This window comes from Paraburkholderia sp. BL17N1, from assembly GCF_003634175.1.
In the GTDB taxonomy this organism is placed as follows: Bacteria; Pseudomonadota; Gammaproteobacteria; order Burkholderiales; family Burkholderiaceae; genus Paraburkholderia.
Map to the genome: position 1 here is coordinate 2,481,410 of NZ_RBIW01000002.1, position 17,045 is coordinate 2,498,454.

Consider the following 17,045-nt stretch of genomic DNA (forward strand, 5'->3'; position numbering starts at 1 on the left):
CCTTGGTTGGACTGGAATAAAGACGCAGACGATCGCCGCCTGCTTGATCACGAATTGAGCACTTAACGTGCCGCGTACTTTGCTTCGTAGCGGGCGCATTTTTTCGGCACCTGGCAGATTCGTCGTCGGGTTGCCGGCCGTTCGACTTCAACGCCCGCCCGCAACGGGAAACGCCGGGTGGTCGCGTCCCGTGCGCGGTTGAATGTCACCAGAGCGCGATAACTCGCGGCTATGGCGACATGACTGCGTTAGCGCAAAGGCAATGGAAGAAATTCTAGTGGACCTGATTTCGTAAGGCTGTCGTCGGATCGGTTCATAGCGGATTGCTCCAGGATGGTCATTAGAGTTCTCGCACTGCGCGGCCCCTGATCGTCGAAACAATCAATCTATACACCGACACCACTTACCGGCGACCTGGAGCCCCCGCGATGTGCGTTGTCGCATCCAGATTGCAACGGCCGGTGCCGCCCCGCGTTATCGGCCGCGTGCAGTTCAACGCTCCGCCTCGCTTTATGCCTGCCAGGAATGACTGTTATCGACGGCTCCTGCCTTCTTCGAGCGGGCGCGGACCTTCATGATTTGCTCACCGTCAACCCACAGGAGCAAAACGATGAGCAACTTCCAAACCTACACGACCGATAACGCACCGGCCGCCTCGAAGACCAGCCTCGAAGATACGAAGCGCGCCTTTGGCTTCGTTCCCAACCTGCAGGCGCTTATGGCGGAATCGCCCGCGTTGCTGGCCGGTTACTCGGCGCTGTGGGACCTGTTCTCGAAAAGCACGCTTACGCCGCACGAACAGCAAGTCGTCTACCTGACCTCGAACTTCGAGAATAACTGCCACTACTGCATGGCCGGTCACAGCACGCTGGCGAAGATGATCAAGATGGACGCTGGCGTGATCGCCGCGCTGCGCGCCGGCACGCCTTTACCGGATGCAAAGCTCGAAGCGCTGCATCATTTCACGACGCTCGTGGTGCGCGAGCGGGGCTTCGTCCCGGACGCCGATGTCGACGCGTTTCTCGCCGCCGGCTACACCCGTCAGAACGTCCTCGAAGTGATTCTGGGCGTGGCGACCAAGGTGATGAGCAACTACACCAACCACATCGTCCATACCGAACTCGACGGCTTCATGGCAGGCAACGAGTGGACCAAACCGGTCGCTGTCGCAGCCTAAGCCCCAGCCGACTTCGGGAGCCCTCGCGGCTAATCCCATATGGACGCTGACCGAGAAACCGACATATTCACGTTCGACGGGCTGGCGCTCGGAGGCATCACCGCGGCCGAAGTGGCCCGCATTGCAGCAGCGCAGAACGCAGCCTGAATCCACTGGCTCGTTCGTCCTCAATTCCACGATTCCTTTTGATGGAGAACACTCATGTCACTGCAGGACAAACTCGACGCATTCCGGGCCGACTTCAAGGCAGGCAAGCCGCCGTTCAACGCACCGCCCGAGATTCATCCGGTGATGGAACGCGCCACCGCAGCGCTGATTGCGAGCGGGCAGGCGGGCCGCGCGATCAAGGCCGGCGACCGCGCGCCGCATTTCAATCTGAAAGATCAGGATGGCAACGACGTGTCTTCCGCTGCGTTGCTGGTGAAGGGCCCGCTGGTGGTGACGTTCTATCGCGGCGTCTGGTGCCCGTACTGCAATATCGAATTGCAGGCGATCAACGAAGTGCTGCCGGCGATTCAGGCCTACGGCGCGAACGTCGTGGCGATCTCGCCGCAAACGCCGGTCAATAGTCGCAAGTCGGTGCGCACCAACGAACTCGGTTTTCCGGTGCTGAGCGACGCAAACGGCCAGACGGGCGCCGACTTCGGATTGCGCTTCGCGTTGCCCGACTATCTCGTCGAGTTGTACCGGAACCTCAAAAACGACTTGCCTGCGTTCAATAACGACCCGAGCTGGACTTTGCCAATGCCCGCGCGCTATGTCATCGGACAGGATGGCATCGTGCTGTATTCGGAGGTCAACCCGGATTACACGCGTCGCCCGGATCCGTCGGACATGTTTCCGGTGCTGGAAAAAGCGGCGGCCAACGCCTGAGGCTGACCGCTCGACGCTTGGAGATCCGTCACGCCGCGCCGGAGAACCCGTCGCGGCTTTTCAATTCCCGCCGTTCGTAAAGGATATTTGATGACACAGCGTACATTTCTTGTCACCGGCGCGACCAGGGGACCGGTCTCGCATTGACAGAACGGCTGATTGCCGACGGCCATCACGTAGGGGGCCTCGCGCGCGAAGCAAGCGATTTTCCCGGCGAACTGGTCCGCGTCGATCTGGCTGGTGTCCGACGCGCCGCTTTCATGACCGGTCAGACGCTCTACGTCGACGGAGGCGCGTCAATCGGCAGGCTCGCTTTCTGAGAGCGTGCCGCCGTTGGTGCTGCCGGCGGCACTGAGTACCTCTTCCACGAAGGCGACGAACGCTCGCGCCTTCGCACTCACCAGGCGTCCGGCCGGGAAGACCGCCCACAGGTCGATAGAGGGCAATTCCCAGTCGGTCAGTACCGCCTGAACCGTGCCATCGGCAAGTTCCGGCGAGAACATCCATTCCGACGCGATCGCCAGGCCCAGTCCACCAAGCAGCGTTGTACGCATGCCTTCGGCGGCGCTCACGCTCACGCGGCCGGACACGACCACCGCCACTTCCTTGCCATGCTGGCTGAACGCCCACGACTCGCCGCCGCCTCGCAACGAATACACGATCACCTGATGCTGGCTGAGGTCCGCAGGCGTTTTCGGCACGCCCGCTTCGGCGAAATACGCAGGCGTTCCGACCACCCGCCTGCGGCTTTGCGCAATGCGGCGCGCAGTCATCGTCGAATCGTCGAGCGATCCCATGCGCAGCGCAACGTCCACGCCTTTTTCGAGCAGATCGATGGTGCGATCGTCCAGCACGATATCGATCTGGAGGTTCGGGTGCCGGTCCAGAAAAGTCTTGAGCGCGGGGAGGATGTGCAGGCGCGCGAAGGTCACGGCGGCACTGACGCGAAGCACGCCGGAGAGCCCCGTAGACGCGTCGCGCGCAACATGTTCTGCAAGGTCCACTTCTTCGATTGCGCGCCGCGCGTGCTCGTAGAAGCGCTGACCTGCATCGGTGGGCGTCAGTCCGCGTGTCGAGCGCAACAGGAGTCGCACGCCGAGTCGCTCTTCGAGTTGCGCGATCGACTTCGACACGGCCGGTTGCCCGAGTTTGAGCCGCTTTGCGGCCGCCGAGAACGAACCCGCCTCCACCACACTCACATAGGTTTCCATTGCCGCCATCCGGTCCATGCCGCTGCTTCTCCTTGAAGGACCGTGAAGTCCGTGTCGTGGCTGAGATGTTTTCAGGCGGAAGTCTATCGCGTCAGAACCAGGTCGATGTGATTGCGGGTGTCGAGCAGGCTCTGTAATCCGCATCGCAATCGCCATCCACGGAAACGGTTCGCAGAATTAAACGAAACGGCTCCGCCGCAGGCGATCCTGGTTGTCTCGCCGAGAAGCACGGCAAGCTGCTCTCGCAAGACCCGCTGCGCCGGGCGCGCACGTTTGAACAACTGTTCGTACTTGCTTGAGTTCCGAGCCCGGCGTTCGGTGAGGCGGAAGGCGACCCAGTTGATCCGGTGGCCTCGTATCGTAGGGCGCCAATTCCAGATAACTTCCGATATTGCGAATTACCACGCGACCAAGTTGACGCAAAAAATGTGAGACATATCAAAAAATTGTCCTATGTTTAGAAACTGTGGATGTTTGAACCGCGTTTTAAACGCCATATCGTTAGCCGGTCATTTATACGTTATCAGTTGCGGGCATTGGATCAGTCGGTCAATACGACTTGGAAGCCTGTGACAATCGCATAACGTTCATTGATTGCCGATTCACGCGGACATAGCCCAAAAGCTTGCTTCAGGCCAGCGACGCTGCAGACTACTGAATACGTAGCTGGCAGTTAATTAATCCATCGAGTTTTCTGGATCAGTAAGAGGGCGGGCAGGCCACTCTCAAAGGCCATTGAGCGTCCGCTCTTCCTAATTACCGGAGGTGGGCATGTCCCAATCGGATGATGCGGCAAAGCCTGGAGCACGCAGGGCGTTCCTGAAAAACGTGGCGGTTGTCGGCGTAGCAACTGGATTTTCCGGGGCAGTTGGCGAAACGCTTGCGCAAGCCGGGTCGACAAACTCAACCAGTGCGGCCTCAAAGCCCGCGTCGCCCTCGACCATTGCATTGAACAAGCAATACGCCGATTTTCTTTCTTTCGCTGACGCCCAGGATTTTGAAGACGCAAAGCGCGGTCTCATCGCCACGCTCCCCGAGCCGGTCATCATCAAGGGGCAAGGCGAATTTCCGGCTTGGGACCTTCAGCAGTTCGCGTTTGTACACGGCGGCGCGGAAAACAACGCTCCATCAACGGTCAATCCGAGCCTCTGGCGCAACGCCAAGCTGAACATGAATCACGGGCTTTACACGGTGGTCGATGGCATCTGGCAGGTGCGCGGCTACGACCTTTCCGTGATGAGCATTATTCGGGGAGATCACGGCTATATCGTCGTCGATCCTTTCATTACGACCGAAGTAGCTTCGACGGTGTGGAAGCAACTCGTCATTCCGCATCTTGGCGACAAGCCGATCACTCACGTCATCTACACGCACAGCCATGTCGATCACTATGGCGGTGTGCGAGGCCTCGTCAGTGACGACGATCTGAAATCGGGCAAGGTGCAGATCGTGGCGCCGGTTGGTTTCACTGAGGCTGCCGTCGGCGAGAACATCATCGCCGGCAATGCGATGGGGCGTCGCGCCAGCTACATGTATGGCTCACTGCTACCGCGCAGCCCGACGGGGATTGTCGATGGTGGTCTGGGTAAGACGACTTCGGTCGGTACTATCACGCTGGCCGTGCCCTCCATGTTTGCAGAAAAGACCGGCCAGAAACTGACGCTCGACGGCGTGGACATTGAGGTTCTGATGGCGCCGGAATCGGAGGCGCCTTCAGAGTTCATGTTTTATCTGCCGAAGTTCAAGGCGTTCTGCGCGGCGGAAGATGCCACTCACACGCTGCACAATCTGTACACGTTACGAGGCGCAAAGGTTCGTGATGGGCTGCTCTGGTCCAAGTATCTGCAAACTGCGCTCGATCTGCATGGCGACGATATGCAGGTCCTCTTTGCCTCACATTATTGGCCTACCTGGGGCAACGACCGGATCAATGCTTTCCTGCGTGCGCAACGCGCCATGTATCGCTATCTGCATGACCAGGTCATGCGCATGGCCAACACGGGCCAGACGCCGCTCGAGATTGGCGAGGCAGTTCGTCTACCGGACAGCCTTGCGAAGCATTGGTATTGCCGGAGCTACTACGGCACGGTCTATCACGACGCCGTCGCGCAGTACAACCTGCGCCTTGGATTCTTTGACGGCGTGCCCGCAAATCTGCACCGCTTGCAGCCGACCGACAGCGGTAAGCGGTATGTCGAGTACATGGGTGGAGCGGCTGCCGTTCTGCGAAGGGCGCACGATTCGTTTAATCAGGGCGAATACCGATGGGTGGCGGAAGTCGTCAACCACGTGGTGTTCGCGGAACCGCAAAACACCGCTGCCAAACAGCTGCTGGCGGACGCTTATGAACAGCTTGGCTACCAGTCGGAGTCTGCGCCCTGGCGCAACTTCTATCTGACGGGAGCCATGGAATTGCGCAACGGCGTCAGGAAGGGACAGGCGCCCGCGCCACAGAGCCCGGATACCATTCAGGCCATGCCGCTCGACATGTTCCTCGACTACCTTGGTATCCGGCTGAATGGTGAGCGAGCGAACGGGAAGACGGCGTCGTTCAATCTCGTACTGACCGATACGAAGGAAAACTGCGTGCTGGGCGTCGAGAACAGCGCGTTGCACTATTCGAAAGACAGAACCTCGAAATCAGCGGACGCAACGGTCACCATGACGCGCGCGGACCTCAACAGCATCATGATGGGACAAACCAATATGCAGAAGCTGGTGATGGCGGGCAGCGCCAAAATCGACGGCAATAGCCAGAAGCTTGGCGAGTTCGTGTCCTGGCTCGACAACTTCGATTTCTGGTTCAACATCGTCACGCCTTGAGGTGAAACCATGTGCGCGATCTGCAACTTCAAGATTGATTTCGGCGTTGGTCATCCTCTTGCGCTGACCGTCGCGGTAGCGACCCGCAAGGCGATTGACTCGGGGATTGTCGAGCCGATCGACACCACGGGGGGCGCGCTCTCCGCGGCGCGCATGCGCATGTCCGCCGTCGAAGCGTTGAACCTGCTTCAGGCACGCATCGAAGCGGCTCACAGTGAAGACGCGCTTCTGGCGCTCCCGGACTTCTATGTGCTGCTCATTGAAAATGACACGTGGGGTTTCTTTCATGCGACCACGAACGGCTTCGACCCGGACGTTGTCCCCGAAATGCCTGACGTGACGACCACCGATGAAGCGAAACGCAGCAACATCGTCATCATGTCCGAGGCCGGCCTGCGAGCGTGGCTGGAACAACGCTTCGATATTGAACTGGCTTTGCGCGAATCGCTGTTCATGATCGACGCGCCTGGCAGTTCGACCGGGTCCCTAACGCAGATGCTCGCGATTGCCGAGCCGGCCGTCACCGATGATTGCTGAGGCGTGTTGAGCGTGCGGATAGGTCAGGGCGGCTGGCGAGGAGCGCATCATGGGTACGCTGACGGGCAAGATCAAGCATGAATTCATGAAAGCGCTTCCGCCGACGATCTTCTTTTTCATCATCCTTCACATTGTCGCGATTGTCAGGGCACACAGCACGTGAAAAGGGAGCGCCTGGCCGTCGCTGCAAAAGCCGGACCTATCCAAACGCATGGTCAACTGATATTGCTCCAATGCCGCAATCCGCGTGTGTATTTCAAGTACCTGCAGCGGATTGCCGGCGCGGCATGTTAGCGCCTCGGGCTCATTCGCGCGGTGACGCGGAAGCCTCATCCACGAACCGCCAAGGTGGCCACAATCAGAGCCGAGAAGACCAGCGCCGGGGCGAGATGCCCGAACGGCTCCCGGTTTCGTAGCAACGTAAAGAGCGCGCCGATCATGACCGCTCCGGCCAGCGTTAGGCCCAAGACTCTGGTTTGCTGCCAGGGAAGAAGTGCCGCACTCAGCAGTTCGAGCGCGCCGCAGAGCAACTGAAACCACGCCGGGTAACCCCAGCGTGCGAAGTCGCGTTTCGCCGCGCCGCGTCGTGAGAGATTGATCACCCCAGCAATCGCGAATAGAACCGCCACGATCGTCGCGAGAATCGATTCGAAAGACAAGCTGTTCCACGCCATCGTCATGCTCCGTTGCTTTGCTGAAAGTGCGCTTGTGAAGAGAGGTCCGCAATCAGGCCGGGGCCGTGGGGTTCCCACGCCAGCACTCGCCGCGCGTGCTGGCCGCTGATCTTCTGGTCGAGCGCCAATGCGTCAGCGAACGGTCCAAGCGATTGGCGGGCCTCGGCGAGCCGCCAGAGTTTGACGCGATCGGCGCCGACCGACGTCCTGATTGCTTCACCCGTATCGGCAACAGCAACGGCATCTTCCGTGACCACGTTGAAGATCTGTCCGGCGACTCGCACGTCCCCGCTTGCCGCCTGCTCGACCGCGCTGAGGTAAGCCGTGGCGAGATCATCGACGTAAACGGCGGGCCAGTGATTGCGACCATCGCCAACGATCCTCACACTGCCGGTCTCACGGGCCATGCCCGCAAGCATGCCAAAGACGCCGCCGCCGTAGCCGTGCACCATCGCCGGTCTGAGAATCGCTGCGGCGATCGAGCGGTTCGCCGCCAGCGCCAGCACCTGTTGCTCCACTGCGGGCCGCCAGGCAATGAGCGGTGTCGGGTTCAGCGCCGATGCTTCAGTCGCGGGCCCTCCCTCCGTATTGCCGTAGACCCAGGTGCCCGACGTATAGACAAATACCGCGCCCGGATGCATATGCGAAAGCATCGCTACCGCCGCAGCCTCATCAACAGCAGCGGCGGAAGCATCGTTGGTCGACGCGGCGTGCACCACGCCATCGGCGGCACCGGCAGCCGCCGCGAAAGACTGCGGCTCACGCAGGTCGCCCGCATGCAGTTTCACACCGAGACGCGCCAGCGCGCTGGCGGCCGATGACCTGTCCTGGCGCACCAGCGCGGTCACCTGGTGGCCGAGGCTGATTGCCTTGCGTGCGACCGCTTGCCCGATGTAGCCCGTACCACCCGTAATGAACAGTTCCAAAGCGCTCTCCTTGATGATCGCCTGTGAAATCGATAAATCAGATGAACGAGACTTGTCGGTCTCGTTTTGACAAAGGTAAACGAGACTACCCAGTCTTGTCAACCGCTCGATGATCTGCTATCTATGCCGTATGAACGCTTTCTCTCCCCCTGACCTGAGCCCGCTGCAACGCCGCAAGCGGTCCGCGATCCTCGACGGCGCGAAAGCCGTTTTTTTAAGCCAGGGTTTTGGTCTCGCCACGATGGACGACGTCGCGGCGACCGCAGGCGTCGGCAAACAGACGGTCTACCGCCACTTCAAGTCGAAGGAGGCACTCTTCGTCGGTCTGGTGAGCTCGATGTGCGCTGAGATCGGCGGACTTCTTGTGGGCGCTCTGCACGAGCAATCCGATGGATCGCCTGAAGTCGAGTTGCACGAGTTGGGATGGCTGCTCGCACGAAGCCTTATCGCGCCGGATTACCTGCGGCTTTACCGGGCGATCGTCGCTGAGGCCGAGCGTCTTCCGGAACTCGGTCAGGTGTTCTACGAAAATGGTGCAAAGGTCGTGCGTGCGTTCGCCGCAAGAATTCTGCGGAAGAGATTTGATGAGCCGACTGCTGCATTGCGGGCAGCAACGTTCGTTCAGTTGGTGCTGGGCGACGCGTATCTGGAACTGTCAATTGGCTACAGGGTGCCCGATGTTGACGCGCGCTTTGCGCTGCAGATTGACGAGGCGGTGGCGGCTGCGCTTCGTTGAAGGTACTGATTTTTTTGTCTGTTTACACGGCGAACTGAGGGGTTGCGTTGGATCGAACGGCTGAATTCGCCATGAGAGGTTGTCAAACGGCGACAGTTGATGCGCCCCGCTAACCGCTGGGGCTTTCAACCACGCATTGTCAAATGAAGCATGGTGTAGTGTTCGTAATGACCAACCCCGTTCTTCACGATCGGGTCTTCCGATGTCAGCGCGGAAATATCTTGATCATCGGCGATCTGGTAGAGCGATACGCCGTAGCCACCAGCGTCATCAATCACGGGCCCATGAGCGACGATCAGCCCTTTATCGAGGAGCTCGTTCAGTGCCTCATCCATTCCTTTTCACCGGCAGACATCGTCGCGAGGAAATCCGCACGCGGCGGAATAAATTTGCAAAGATAATATTTCATCGTTAAATTCCTCTCATTTAGCAAATTGACTGTCATTCCCAAATTCACGACGACTGCGGTTTTTCCAACTGATTTTCTTTCGTCGGGTAGTGTGTCGCGTAACTGAAGGATTGATGAGCGCTGGTAGCTTCATTTCGCGGCTGTTACGCTCTTCAGTATTGAACCTTCGAACATTTTTGGTGCGTAGTTTTGAAGGAAAGGAATCGTGCCTGTCATTTTTCCGACAGGATTACTGAATTTCGGTTCACCGGCGTTAATCAGCCGAGTAATGGTATTGATAACCGTATCGGGTGCTTCCGCTTCGTCTATGCCTTTTTGCGTCGCGGCTGTCACCTGCTTCCGGTATGTGTTGTAGTCCGTGATACTGCCGCTGCCCGCGGAGACAGCATTCTGGCTAAGGTTGGTTTTGAACCAGACCGGCTCCACCATGCTAACTTTTATGTTGAACTGATTCAGTTCGAAACGTAACGACTTGAAGAAACCCTGAACCGCGTGCTTGGAAGCAGTGTAATACGACAGGTTCGGGGGGCCGATCAGACCTACGATGGAACTGACAGTGATAATCTGCCCCTGCTTCTGGGCCCGGAACTTTGGTAGCAAGGCATTTGTCACCTTGACCGTGCCCCAGAAGTTGGTCTCAAACTGTTGCCTCCCCAATTCGATTGGCGTTTCTTCCGCGATGCCTGTGACCATGTAACCTGCATTATTAACCAGTACGTCCAGCTGTCTATCTTCGTGCAGCTCGCACGGCTCGCTACGCGCAGCCACTTGCGACCGTTGCGGGCAGGTTGGCCCGTGCCGCCGGGATCGGAGTCGGACCTCCGTGCATGCGAGGCGTATTTCGGCGTACCGGTCGACTGCACCGCATTGGCCACGCTTGTTTTTGCTGCGGAAGACGTTGAACGTCCCTTCCTGACCGAGAACCACAAGATGTGGTCATATTTCGAGCCCGCTCTGCGTATGCGACTGGCGGAACTGGACCGCACTGCCAGCATGGCGGAACGCCTGCGCGGCGTGCTACTCGAGGCGTTGCCGGCTGGTGAACTGACGATGGATGTCGTCTGCCGCAAACTCGGTGTCAGCACTCGGACCCTGCAGCGCAAGTTGAAGACTGAAGGTACCAGTTTCCAGGAGACGCTGGACGTCCTGCGCGAGTCGCTCGCAAAACACTACCTGACGAATTCGTCGATGTCCGGCGCAGAGATCTCATTTCTGCTGGGTTTTGACGATCCCAACTCGTTTGCGCGGGCATTTCAGGCGTGGACGGGGAAGACGCCACAGGTGGCGCGTTTGGCGCTCAGGAAAACCGACTCATGAATCGCTTCGCAACCAGTACTCAGGGTTTGGCAGTGGCTTCTGTCCCCCGCCACCGTCACACCTGACCAGCTACCCGTGTTGCATCGACGGGTTCAATCCGCAGCGCGAAACGGACAGCGTGAGAGGGTCGATTGCCGCTATCAGAGCCGGAAGGAGCCTTCGCCCCCTGATCCGACTTCGCCACTGTGTATCCGCCCAAAGCAGAACTGTTGGCGATCCACACGTCGAGCTTAAAGCCCCTTCTGGGCGGAACGGCGACAGATGCGGCCGGCGCGAGACGTTATTTGATACCTGCCGTCGCTACAGGAGTGTGAATGTCTCCGTGCGTGCCGGCGGGCGACGAATAAATCCGATGGAGGAAACCGCGGAGTGCTCCGCTGTGACCGGAACTCGCCGGTAACAGAGTCACTCCGTCGTTGCCGACGTGTCGCTACCGTCATTGCGCGCGGGTTCGCCCGCGGTCGCCGACGGGCTCATTGACGCCAGAATCGCGTCGCGGCAAACCGCCAGGATTTCGTCGGCCAGTGGCGAATCGTCCGGGCAGGCGCGCGACATGACAATGGCACCGACGGCGTGCGCCAGTATGTCGAGGGACCGGGCTCGCGCCTGGCCCGCATCCGCATCGCCCGACGCAGTGCCCTCGGGGCTCAGCGCAGCCAGCAGGCTCTCAATACCAGCCGCGAACGTGGCACGGACTGCTTCCGGTTGACGCGCGGCATCCCCGCCCAGTGCGGCCATCGTGCAACCGGTCGCGCGGGTGTCGCGGTGCTCGCGAGAAAGGTAGTACCGCACAAACTCAGGCGCCTCCACACCAGCGCTCAGCGCCACGGTCTGCGCGATGCCGCAGGCCGCCGATTCCGCCATCAGGTCGGCCTTGGAGCGGAACTGTTTGTAAAAGCCGCCGTGGGTGAAGCCGGCGGCGCCCATCAGATCGGCAACGCCAACCCCATCATAGCCGCGCTCCCGAAACAGTTTCGACGCCGTCTCGACGACGTGGTCCCGGTTGGCCTGCGCCTGTGCCTTGGTGATCTTCATTTCCTGACCACTGTGAGTGCATATCTGCGAAGGTTCCATTATACATTGATGTCGGTCATCATCAAAACCTTGACACATTAGATTATGATCGTCATCATTGCGTCCATTCCCAATCCTGGAAGCCGACGCAACATGACCGACAAGACGCTTTTCGAGCCCTACGCCCTTGGCCGCCTGACACTCGCCAACCGCTTTGTCATGGCTCCGCTGACCCGCAACCGCGCAGGCGCGGGGCTGGTGCCCAGCGAACTGGCCGCGACCTACTATGCCCAGCGCGCCTCGGCCGGCCTCATCATCACGGAGGCCACCCAGGTGTCAGCTCAGGCTCAGGGCTATCAGGACACTCCTGGCCTGTACACGTCCGAGCAGATCGCCGGCTGGCGCAAGGTCACCCAGGCTGTGCATGCCATGGGTGGACGCATCTTCGCGCAGCTCTGGCACGTCGGCCGTGTTTCGCACGTCGATGTCCAGCCTGGGGGCGCTGCGCCGGTCGGCCCTTCGGCCATTCGCGCGGAGACGAAAACCTTCGTCAACAACGGATTTGTCGACGTGTCCCAGCCCCGTGCGCTGGCGCTTGTCGAGTTGCCGGGCATCGTGAATGATTTCCGCCTGGCTGCGGCCAACGCTATCGCGGCCGGCTTCGACGGCGTAGAAATCCACGGTGCCAACGGCTATCTGCTGGAGCAGTTCATCAAGGACGGGGCCAACCGGCGCACTGACGCCTACGGCGGCTCAATCGAGAACCGTGCGCGTCTGTTGCTGGAAGTCGTTGCTGCAGTGGTGGAAGAAATTGGTGCCGATCGCGCCGGCGTGCGCATCTCGCCTGTGTCGCCGGCAAACGGTATCTCGAGCAGCGATCCCCAGCCGCAGTACGACTACATCGCCGGGCAACTCAGCGCGCTGGGAATCGTCTACCTGCACGTGGTCGAGGGCGCGACCGGCGGCCCGCGCGATGTCGCACCGTTCGACTACGACGCGCTGCGCCGTCGGTTCAGGCAAACCTACCTGGCCAACAACGGCTACGACCTGGAACTCGCTACTGCCAGGCTCAACGAGGGTAAAGCAGACCTGTTCGCCTTCGGCCGTGCATTCATCAGCAACCCCGATCTGGTCGAACGCCTGAAGACCGGCGCACCGCTGGCGCAGCCCGACTTCGCCACGCTCTATGGTGGCGGCGCTGCGGGCTACACCGACTACCCGTCCATCATCGCCTGAGGCGAGCGCAGCTTGCGTCCACCATCCGAACCTCTCTTGCAAAGGAATTAACTCATGACCACGCTTCCCACAGTTCTCATCACGGGCGCCTCCTCTGGTATCGGCGCCACGTACGCCGAGCGCTTCGCCGGCCGCGGCCACAACCTCGTGCTGGTTGCACGCGACAAGGCGCGCCTCGATGCTCTCGCCGCACGCCTGCGTGAGGAAAGCGATGTGGCCGTCGACGTGCTGCAGGCCGACCTGACCCGGCCTGAGGATCTGGCCGCGGTCGAGACTCGCCTGCGCGACGACGCTCGCATAGGCATCCTGATTAACAACGCCGGCGTGGGCCAGGCCGGTAGCTTCGTGCAGCAGACTGCTGAGGGCATCGAACGCCTGATCACGCTCAACACCACGGCGCTGACACGGCTCGCTGCCGCGGTCGCTCCGCGCTTCGTGCAGTCGGGTACCGGCGCGATCGTCAACATCGGCTCGGTGGTGGGTCTCGCGCCCGAGTTCGGCATGTCGATTTACGGCGCCACCAAGGCCTTTGTGTTGTTCCTGTCGCAGGGATTAAACCTCGAGTTGTCGCCCAGCGGCGTCTACGTGCAGGCGGTGCTCCCGGCGGCGACCCGCACGGAGATCTGGGGGCGCGCCGGCATCGACGTCAATACGCTTCCCGAGGTGATGGAGGTCGGCGAACTGGTTGATGCGGCACTGGTCGGCTTTGATCGCCGGGAACTCGTCACCATCCCGCCGCTGCACGTGGCCGGGCGCTGGGACGCGCTGGATGGCGCGCGTCAAGGGCTCCTGTCGGACATTCGGCAGGCGCACGCGGCCGATCGCTATCGGTCAGAAGCGTGACCCCTGCGGCTTCTGTCATACCCCAAGCCACCAATGCCTTATCGTGCGGCTAGAAGCGTGAGCACGTCTGGCCGCCGACGTGGACCCCGGAAAGCTCGCACACGCACCCGGGTGGTCGCCGTGGCCGAAGTGCCTGGCCTTGCAGATGCGGTGCTCCAGGGCTAGGTGGGCGGCCGCACTATCGTGGACGTCAACGCGTGAAGGCCGCCCCTCAAGGAATCGATGATGATCAGTTTCAACCCAGATAGCCAATCGGCAACATCCTATGTCCACGCACAGAACGACGAGATCAAGGCGGGGGGAACCACTTTCGCTTACCGCGAACTAGGCCCGCACGGGGGCATCCCGCTGATGCTGCTGAACCATTGGGGCGCGGTGCTGGATAATTTCGACCCACGCATCGTCGATGGCTTGGCCCGCAAGCATCGAGTGATTGCGATCGACTACCGGGGAATCGGTTCTTCCGGTGGCATTGCGCCCGTGAGCGTGGACGAGATGGCGCACGACACCATCGCGTTGATCCGCGCGATGGGTTTCGATCAGGTTGATCTGCTCGGCTTTTCGCTCGGCGGCTTCGTGGCGCAGGACGTGGCGCTCAAGGCGCCGGATCTGGTGCGCAGGCTCATCCTCACAGGCACAGGACCCGCGGGCGGCCAGGGAATCGATCGCGTGGGGGCTACGTCCTGGCCGCTGATGCTCAAGGGTCTGGTGACGATGCGCGATCCCAAGACCTATCTGTTCTTCACCGCGACCACCAACGGCCGACAGGCAGCAAGCGCTTTTCTGAAGAGGCTCAAGGAACGCAAGGCCGGGCGCGACAGGGGGCCGACACCCCGCGCGTTGCTTCGCCAACTCAAGGCGATCAAGGCGTGGGGCCAGCAGGCGGCGCAAGACCTTACCCGCCTGCGTATGCCTGTCCTGATCGCCAACGGAGACAACGACATCATGGTGCCCACCGCATTGAGCTCTGACATGGCCCGCCGCATTCCCAACGCGCAGCTCGTCATTTACCAGGACGCCGGGCACGGCGGCATCTTTCAGTATCACACCGACTTCGTGATCAAAGCACTGGAGTTTCTGGCGCGATGAATCCTTCGCGGTCGGCGACAGGTACCCAACACTGAATCTAGAACACCATGAAAGCACTCACCTTCAAACGCTATGGCAAGTCGCCCGAGATCGGGTTCGCCGAAGTGCCTCGCCCCACGCTAAAGCCTGATGAACTGTTGGTCCAGGTCCACGCGGCGGGGTTGAATCCAATCGACAACATGATTCCGGCAGGGACGTTCAAGCCCGTCCTTAAATTCGAATTGCCGGCTACGCTCGGCAGCGATATTTCTGGTGTGGTGACCGAGGTCGGCAGCAGTGTGACGCGTTTCAAACCGGGTGATGCCGTCTTTGCCAGCCTCTTCGATCTCGGTAGGGGCTCGATCGCCGAATTCGCGGCGGTGCCGGAGCGCGTTGCGGCGTCGAAACCGGTCAACCTGGACTTCGTGCAGGCTGCCGCCGTTCCGATGGTCGGGCTTACCTCCTGGCAGGCGTTGAAGGAGCGCGCTAATATCCGAGCCGGCCAGAAGGTGTTCATTCCTGCCGGATCCGGCGGTATCGGCACGTTTGCGATCCAGTTGGCAAAGCACTTCGGCGCCAGGGTCGGAACGACCACCAGTACGGGCAACGTCCAACTGGTAACCAGTCTGGGCGCCGACGAGATCGTCGACTACAAAAAGCAGGAATTCGAAAAAGTGCTGCGCGGCTACGACGTAGTGCTTGGCACGATCAGAGGGGATGTGATTGAAAAATCCATAGGCATCCTCAAACCGGGGAGCAAGATTGTGTCTCTCATCGGGCCGCTGGACGCGGCGTTCGCCCGTGCTCGCAGGCTGAACTTTATCCTGAGGTTGATATTCGGGCTAATGAGCCGCAAGATCATGCGGCTTGCGAAAACGCGGGATGTGGCGTATTCATTTCTCTTCGTACGTCCCGATGGAAACCAGCTCGCCGAAATTGGCGAACTCCTCAAGTCGGAACAGGTTCGTCCAGTAATTGACAAGGTGTTTCCGTTTGACCAGGCGAAGGAAGCGCTTGAATATCTGGCCCAGGGACGCGCCAGGGGCAAGGTCGTTGTGAGAATCAAGTGAGCTGCCAACGGTTGACGGCTGACTGTGCAGGTTCTTGCCCGAGCTTTTGAAGAGGCGGAGCCGCGACCAGGTCCAGACTCAAGAGAGAACCGGATGGCCTCCCAGGGAGCGGAGCCGACTCCCGAATGTCTTAGCAAGAAAGTGAGCGAATGCCGCTTATTGGCCGATCGCTGACTTGCAACGTCACGGCGCGATGGCGTCGGAACCGAGGATCCCCATCAACACCCTCGCATTACGCTGCCCCTGATCCTCGAAGCAGTTATTGAAAATCACATGCGTGCGTCCGGCCCGCGTCGCGATCGCACGAATCGGCACGGCGAGTTCCGTCAACTCCGCTTCGTCATAGTCATAATCAAACCGATCCGCCGCGCTCGCAGTGCCGGTCGCGCTCCAAGTCTGCGTATTGCGTCCGTGCAGACGCACCATCGCGAGTTCGGGATTCGTCACGTCCCACACCGTATGCACGCGGTTGGTCACGTCCGGCGGCGCGTCGACGATCACATGCACAATGCCGCGCTCGCGCAGGAATTCGAGCGACCAGGCTGCATGCTCTTCATCGAACCACGACTGATTGCGAAACTCAGCCGCCATCATGTAGCCCGCCATCCGCGCCCGGCATTCCTCCACCAGCGCGAGGCCGTCCGGCGCGCGCGTGATCCACGGCGCGAACTGGAACAGCACGGCGCCGAGTCGCCCGCTCACGCGCAGCGGTTCGAGCGCTTCCAGATAGCGCCGCCACAGTTCATCGCGGATATCGTCCGGCATGTCGCGGTAGTACACGTTCTTCTTGCGCGGACCGGTGATGCCTTCCGGCAGCGCCATCGCAATGTCTCGCGGCAACGCATCGGGCGAAGTCTGATGCCCGGTGAACAGACGAAACGCCTTGAAGTTGAACGTGAAGCCTTCAGGCGTGCGCTCGAACCACAATTGCGCATTGCTTGCCGAAGGCATCGCGTAGTAGGCCGAATCCACTTCGACCAGCGGGAACTGCGAAGCATAAAAACGCAGACGTGCTTCAGCGCTGCTGCTGCCGCGCGGATAAAAGCGCTTGCACGCAATCAGTGTCTTGTCGGTCCAGCCTGCGGTGCCGCAGCGAATGTCCATCGTGAAGTCGGTCGAATGCGTGGCGCG

Annotated in this window: 17 protein-coding genes and 1 pseudogene; 11 read left to right on the forward strand and 7 right to left on the reverse strand. The window is 60.4% G+C overall.

The features are described 5' to 3' along the window. Positions 1-610: 610 nt before the first annotated feature. The 3 genes and pseudogenes from B0G82_RS31050 to B0G82_RS40720 form a co-directional block, all read left to right on the forward strand. A complete protein-coding gene (locus tag B0G82_RS31050) occupies positions 611-1,177 on the forward strand; it encodes a carboxymuconolactone decarboxylase family protein (protein ID WP_116148011.1) in 567 nt (188 codons plus the stop codon). 201 nt (positions 1,178-1,378) lie between these two features. Next, positions 1,379-2,050, forward strand: coding sequence for a peroxiredoxin-like family protein (locus tag B0G82_RS31055; protein ID WP_116148013.1), 672 nt, complete (start codon positions 1,379-1,381; stop codon positions 2,048-2,050). Between the two features lie 90 nt (positions 2,051-2,140). After that, positions 2,141-2,286 (forward strand): annotated as a pseudogene (locus tag B0G82_RS40720) (short-chain dehydrogenase); the annotation flags it as partial. A 60-nt stretch (positions 2,287-2,346) separates the two neighbouring features. Here the strand turns inward: B0G82_RS40720 and B0G82_RS31065 are convergent. Then, positions 2,347-3,279, reverse strand: coding sequence for a LysR family transcriptional regulator (locus tag B0G82_RS31065; RefSeq protein ID WP_116148014.1), 933 nt, complete (start codon positions 3,277-3,279; stop codon positions 2,347-2,349). A 753-nt stretch (positions 3,280-4,032) separates the two neighbouring features. Here B0G82_RS31065 and B0G82_RS31075 point away from each other — a divergent pair. Beyond that, complete coding sequence (locus tag B0G82_RS31075) at positions 4,033-6,084, forward strand: alkyl sulfatase dimerization domain-containing protein (RefSeq protein WP_116148016.1); 2,052 nt, start codon at positions 4,033-4,035, stop codon at positions 6,082-6,084. A 9-nt stretch (positions 6,085-6,093) separates the two neighbouring features. Next, positions 6,094-6,621 carry a hypothetical protein gene (locus tag B0G82_RS31080; RefSeq protein WP_121310107.1) on the forward strand — a complete coding sequence of 176 codons (528 nt, stop codon included), beginning with the start codon at positions 6,094-6,096 and terminating at the stop codon, positions 6,619-6,621. Between the two features lie 329 nt (positions 6,622-6,950). Here B0G82_RS31080 and B0G82_RS31085 read toward each other — a convergent pair whose 3' ends face one another. Further along, positions 6,951-7,295, reverse strand: coding sequence for a DoxX family protein (locus tag B0G82_RS31085; protein ID WP_121310108.1), 345 nt, complete (start codon positions 7,293-7,295; stop codon positions 6,951-6,953). Positions 7,296-7,297: 2 nt separating this feature from the next. Further along, on the reverse strand, positions 7,298-8,221 hold the full coding sequence (locus B0G82_RS31090) for an NAD-dependent epimerase/dehydratase family protein (RefSeq protein WP_121310109.1): 924 nt from the start codon (positions 8,219-8,221) through the stop codon (positions 7,298-7,300). Between the two features lie 130 nt (positions 8,222-8,351). Between B0G82_RS31090 and B0G82_RS31095 the strand changes: the two genes are divergently transcribed. Next, positions 8,352-8,957: a TetR/AcrR family transcriptional regulator gene (locus B0G82_RS31095; RefSeq protein WP_121310958.1), complete on the forward strand. Its 606-nt coding sequence runs from the start codon at positions 8,352-8,354 to the stop codon at positions 8,955-8,957. A gap of 125 nt (positions 8,958-9,082) precedes the next feature. Here the strand turns inward: B0G82_RS31095 and B0G82_RS31100 are convergent, their stop codons facing one another. Beyond that, positions 9,083-9,292 (reverse strand): hypothetical protein, encoded by a 210-nt coding sequence (locus tag B0G82_RS31100; protein ID WP_241974903.1) that lies wholly within the window; start codon positions 9,290-9,292, stop codon positions 9,083-9,085. Positions 9,293-9,495: 203 nt separating this feature from the next. Continuing rightward, on the reverse strand, positions 9,496-10,293 hold the full coding sequence (locus tag B0G82_RS31105) for an SDR family NAD(P)-dependent oxidoreductase (RefSeq protein WP_347237568.1): 798 nt from the start codon (positions 10,291-10,293) through the stop codon (positions 9,496-9,498). Between B0G82_RS31105 and B0G82_RS31110 the strand changes: the two genes are divergently transcribed. Next, complete coding sequence (locus tag B0G82_RS31110) at positions 10,234-10,683, forward strand: AraC family transcriptional regulator (protein ID WP_241974905.1); 450 nt, start codon at positions 10,234-10,236, stop codon at positions 10,681-10,683. The genes B0G82_RS31105 and B0G82_RS31110 overlap by 60 nt on opposite strands. A 405-nt stretch (positions 10,684-11,088) precedes the next feature. Here the strand turns inward: B0G82_RS31110 and B0G82_RS31115 are convergent, their stop codons facing one another. Beyond that, the gene (locus tag B0G82_RS31115; protein ID WP_121310110.1) at positions 11,089-11,718 is read right to left on the reverse strand and encodes a TetR family transcriptional regulator; all 630 of its coding nucleotides are present in this window, start codon (positions 11,716-11,718) and stop codon (positions 11,089-11,091) included. A 132-nt stretch (positions 11,719-11,850) separates the two neighbouring features. Between B0G82_RS31115 and B0G82_RS31120 the strand changes: the two genes are divergently transcribed. The 4 genes from B0G82_RS31120 (at position 11,851) to B0G82_RS31135 (ending at position 15,914) form a co-directional block, all read left to right on the forward strand. Then, a complete protein-coding gene (locus B0G82_RS31120; protein WP_121310961.1) occupies positions 11,851-12,933 on the forward strand; it encodes an alkene reductase in 1,083 nt (360 codons plus the stop codon). Positions 12,934-12,987: 54 nt separating this feature from the next. Next, the gene (locus B0G82_RS31125) at positions 12,988-13,776 is read left to right on the forward strand and encodes an SDR family oxidoreductase (protein WP_116148026.1); all 789 of its coding nucleotides are present in this window, start codon (positions 12,988-12,990) and stop codon (positions 13,774-13,776) included. Positions 13,777-14,001: 225 nt separating this feature from the next. After that, positions 14,002-14,865: an alpha/beta hydrolase gene (locus tag B0G82_RS31130; protein WP_121310111.1), complete on the forward strand. Its 864-nt coding sequence runs from the start codon at positions 14,002-14,004 to the stop codon at positions 14,863-14,865. Positions 14,866-14,912: 47 nt separating this feature from the next. Next, the gene (locus B0G82_RS31135) at positions 14,913-15,914 is read left to right on the forward strand and encodes an NADP-dependent oxidoreductase (protein ID WP_121310112.1); all 1,002 of its coding nucleotides are present in this window, start codon (positions 14,913-14,915) and stop codon (positions 15,912-15,914) included. Positions 15,915-16,097: 183 nt separating this feature from the next. Here the strand turns inward: B0G82_RS31135 and B0G82_RS31140 are convergent, their stop codons facing one another. Further along, positions 16,098-17,018, reverse strand: coding sequence for a DUF72 domain-containing protein (locus tag B0G82_RS31140; RefSeq protein ID WP_116148031.1), 921 nt, complete (start codon positions 17,016-17,018; stop codon positions 16,098-16,100). Between the last annotated feature and the right edge of the window lie 27 nt (positions 17,019-17,045).